At 48.9% G+C, this 4,130-nt stretch carries 4 protein-coding genes; all 4 read right to left on the bottom strand.

Annotated elements, in window-relative coordinates; translation table 11 throughout:
• The coding region (locus NK638_RS11975; RefSeq protein ID WP_274633186.1) for an arginase family protein at positions 1-692 on the bottom strand (692 nt) is incomplete at its 3' end.
• A gap of 192 nt (positions 693-884) precedes the next feature.
• A complete protein-coding gene (gene hutH / locus NK638_RS11970; RefSeq protein ID WP_274633185.1) occupies positions 885-2,447 on the bottom strand; it encodes a histidine ammonia-lyase in 1,563 nt (520 codons plus the stop codon).
• Between the two features lie 100 nt (positions 2,448-2,547).
• Positions 2,548-3,939, bottom strand: coding sequence for a YjiH family protein (locus NK638_RS11965; RefSeq protein WP_274633184.1), 1,392 nt, complete (start codon positions 3,937-3,939; stop codon positions 2,548-2,550).
• Between the two features lie 67 nt (positions 3,940-4,006).
• On the bottom strand, positions 4,007-4,130 hold a 124-nt coding region (locus tag NK638_RS11960; protein ID WP_274633187.1), incomplete at its 5' end, for a hypothetical protein.

Genomic DNA, 4,130 nt, shown 5'->3' with positions numbered 1-4,130 from the left:
ACGCCGATACAGCAATAATGAAATGGCTGATCTTGTGCTTCAAGGTGCTCGGCTATTTGGCGAAAGGGTGTACCAGAGGTGGCGACATCAGACTGACGAATGTCCAGATGCGCATCAAAGTTAATAATGCCAATACGCAGCGGCGCATCGTTGTTACTGGTAGCATCTGCCTGCTGTAGCGCCTGCCACAATCCCAAAAAGCTACCATAAGCGATGGCATGACCACCACCAAGTCCGACGGGCAGGCCGCCTTGCTGGATAATGTGACTGACTTTATCAGCATAGGTTAATTGAGCTTGCTCAAGGCTACGCTCGGCAAAATCATCATTATCATGACAATGTATATCACCAGCATCACCCAGTAGCGTTGATAGTTGCCCATCAAAGCGTTGTTGTAACTCGGCGATGACGGGCAGCGCAGCAAATGCCTGACGAATCAAAGGCGGCGCCGCTCTGGCTCCCACGCGTCCTTGGTTACGTCTGACGCCTTGGTCACAAGCAAAACCAACCAGTCCAATGCGCTGGCCGTTTTGCTGGTTGTGTTGTTGACTGCTGCTATCAAAGCTATAAGGCTGCGCTATTTGATACCAATAGCGGGCGCGTGCAGACTCAAACGGCTCGGCACGTCCAGTCCAGCGGCTCATATCAGCGGCACTGTGGCTCACGGCTGTGTCAGGCATTGGTAGGCTCATCGCTGATTTCCTTTAATCCGTATTGCTTGTGTATAGTCGATCCGCTATAAAATAAGTACAGTGCGACTGGTATAAATTTTCTTTGCTTGCTGTGTGACTTCGTCACTCCAGAGGCTGCATAAAATTCATCCCAGTAGCACGCCATAAAAGCTGTACTCTTTTGATTTAGCACTTACTATAGAAGGATGCTATTTATTTAGACTCGTACCAATCGCTACGCAATGCCTGCCAATGCTTTGTCAGTGCGCCATCTAATACCAGCTGTTTTGCCGCTTCGATATCGGGGGCTAGGTAGCGATCTTTGTCATAAAAATTCACCTGTTCACGCAGCGTTTGATGCGCAGCCTGTAATGCTTCGGAAGTAGCAAGGTTATGATGGAAGTCAATCCCTTGACCAGCAGCCAATAGCTCAATACCAACGATGGTAGCGGTATTTTGCGCCATCTCATATAGGCGGCGGGCGCTATAGGTGGCCATCGACACATGGTCTTCTTGGTTGGCAGAGGTTGGGATGCTATCGACACTGCCTGGGTGAGCCATAGACTTATTTTCTGAAGCCAGCGCTGCTGCCGTGACGTGAGCAATCATAAAGCCGGAGTTTACCCCCGCATTTTCTACCAAAAATGGCGGTAAGCCACCTGATAAGGTTGCATCAATCAATAATGCCACACGGCGCTCAGACATAGAGCCAATCTCAGCGATTGCTAAAGCGAGCATATCTGCGGCAAAGGCCACTGGCTCGGCATGGAAGTTACCCCCTGAGATAGCCACTGGACCATCTTCATTGTTAAAAATAAGGGGATTATCCGTTACTGCATTGGATTCAATTAATAACGTCTTGCCTGCTTGGTTGATGATATCAAGGCAAGCGCCCATCACTTGTGGTTGACAGCGTAAGCAATACGGATCTTGCACGCGATCATCTTGCTCGTCATTGTGCGAAGCACGAATAGCACTGCCTTTAATCAGCTGACGATGCGCTTTGGCGATCTCTATCTGACCGTGATGACCACGCACCTCATGAATACGGGCATCAAATGGCGCATCCGAGCCTTTGGCGGCATCAATAGACATGGAGCCGACGATGGTGGCGGTCTCAAGTAAATCTCTTGCTAAGAAATAACCACGCAATGCCAGTGCCGTTGAGACCTGTGTACCATTGATAAGGGCAAGGCCTTCTTTGGCTGCTAGGGTGATAGGCTCAAGACCATGCTGCGCTAGTGCCTCAGCGGCGGGGACTTTTTTGCCGTCAACATAGACATCGCCTTCGCCCATCATCGCCAGCGTCATATGCGATAAAGGCGCAAGGTCACCAGAAGCCCCAACGGAGCCTTTGGCCGGAATGTTTGGCGTAATTTGATGATTAATTAAGCCAAGTAAGCTATCGACGACCTCGCGGCGGACGCCAGAGGCGCCTTGAGCGAGGCTGGCTACTTTCATCACCATAATTAGCCTGACCACGTTGTCTGGTAGCGCCTCACCCGTACCCACTGAGTGCGAGATGATCAGGTTGCGTTGAAGCAGTTCGAGCTGGTCGTCGCTGATACGGGTCTTGGCTAATAGACCAAAACCAGTATTGATACCATAAGCGCTCTTATCACGTGCGATGATGGTACGTACATCGTCATGTGAGGCATCGATTGCCTCATAAGCGCTGGCGGGTAAGGTGAGGTGGACAGGGTGATTATAGATATCACGTAGCATCTCAAAGCTTAGCTTACGTGGATGGAGAGTCAGGGTTTTGATAGCGGTCATAGGAGAGTCCCAAAGTTAAAAACAATATGAATAATATGCTTTAGTGTTCTGATTTACTTAATGGTATCGGCTCGGCGCTGATGCTGGAAGATGATGCGATTTAAGCCATCCAGCCTACATACATAGCAAAATGTCCGAACGCGGCTGCGAGTAGGACGCTAAGGGCCACACGCTCAAACCATATGACGATCATTTTGCCAACCGATAATGGAATTTCTGTTGCAAGTACACACGGAATCATGGCAGAAAAAAACAGCACGCTGCTAATCGATATCACCCCAGCGACGTAGCGTGTTAGGATATCTGTCTCACTGAGTAGTAGGGCTGGCAAAAACATTTCAGCGAGCCCAGCAGACATACCTTTAGCAGCCACTAAAGGCTCTGGCAAGCCGCCGAGCCACGTAAATGGATACAAAAGCAGACCCAATACATCAAACACCGGGGTGTATTTGGCTAACAAAAGACCGGTCAGCCCGACAGCAATAATCGAGGGCACAATGGCAGCAGCCATCATCAGACCATCGCGAAAATTGGACCATAAAATCTGTTTTAGGTCAGTTGCCTGACGCGACATCGCTAAGCCTAAATCAAAAGCGGCGGCCAGCCGTTTGCCACGGGTATGATCGAGTGGCGGGCGTTCAACGTCATTGTCAAAAAGGCTGATGGGCGGAATACGAGCGGTAATAGCGGTGACGATAAAGGTAATCACCAGTGTTGACCAAAAAAATACATTCCAAAACTCCATCAAGTTTAAGGTTTTGGCAACAATCACCATAAACGCTGCCGATACCGTAGAAAACCCAGTCGCAATAATGACGGCTTCACGCGCTGAGTATTGTTTTTGTAGGTACACACGATTGGTAATCAATAAACCAATAGAGTAACTACCCACAAAAGACGCAACGGCGTCAATAGCTGATGAGCCAGGCGTTCTCCAAATCGGTTTCATAATCGGCTGCATCAGCACACCGACCATCTCAAGCAAACCAAAACCCACCAAAAAAGCCAAGATTAATGCCCCAATAGGTACAATCATACCCACGGGTAATGCCAGCTTTTCAAACAAAAATGGCAGCATATCAGCTTCCATCATATAGGCAGGGGCGGTGCCAGTCATATACATCACCGCCAAAACCAAACCGATTATCTTAAACACGGTCAGGGTCTTGTGGGTGAGGTTTTTGCGCCATGAACCGTCTATGAATGGCTTGCTAACACCAAATATCATCAGCAAAAATAACAAGGTCACAGATAAAGTGTGTTGCTGAGTGACCAGATAAGTGGCCCCATGATCAAACAAAATCGTGCTTTTGTCACCGATGGTAAAGGGCACAAAAAACATCACCAAGCCAATAGCACTACATACGATTAGCTGTATTAGTGCGATGGGTTTGGATAGCAGCTTTTCAGACCGTAGGCTAGCAGGCGCTGGACTGTCTAGAGGCGTTCTAGGCACAGAGCTGCCTGGAGGCAAAATATCACGTTCAGACATATTATCGTCCTTGATAAAGTGTTGATGATGTCCTTATATCATCCGAGCATATAAGGACAGTAGCAAGCTATTTAATCATCGGCAGATGTAAACCATAGTCCTTGGCGGTTTTGATTGCCAGCTCGTAGCCGGCATCGGCATGACGCATCACCCCTGAGCCGCAATCATTGACCAGTACGCGCGCCAAGCGC

The sequence above is a fragment of the Psychrobacter sp. A3 genome, from assembly GCF_028823565.1.
Classification (GTDB): Bacteria; Pseudomonadota; Gammaproteobacteria; order Pseudomonadales; family Moraxellaceae; genus Psychrobacter; species Psychrobacter celer.
This window is presented reverse-complemented; position numbering and strand designations above follow the sequence as displayed.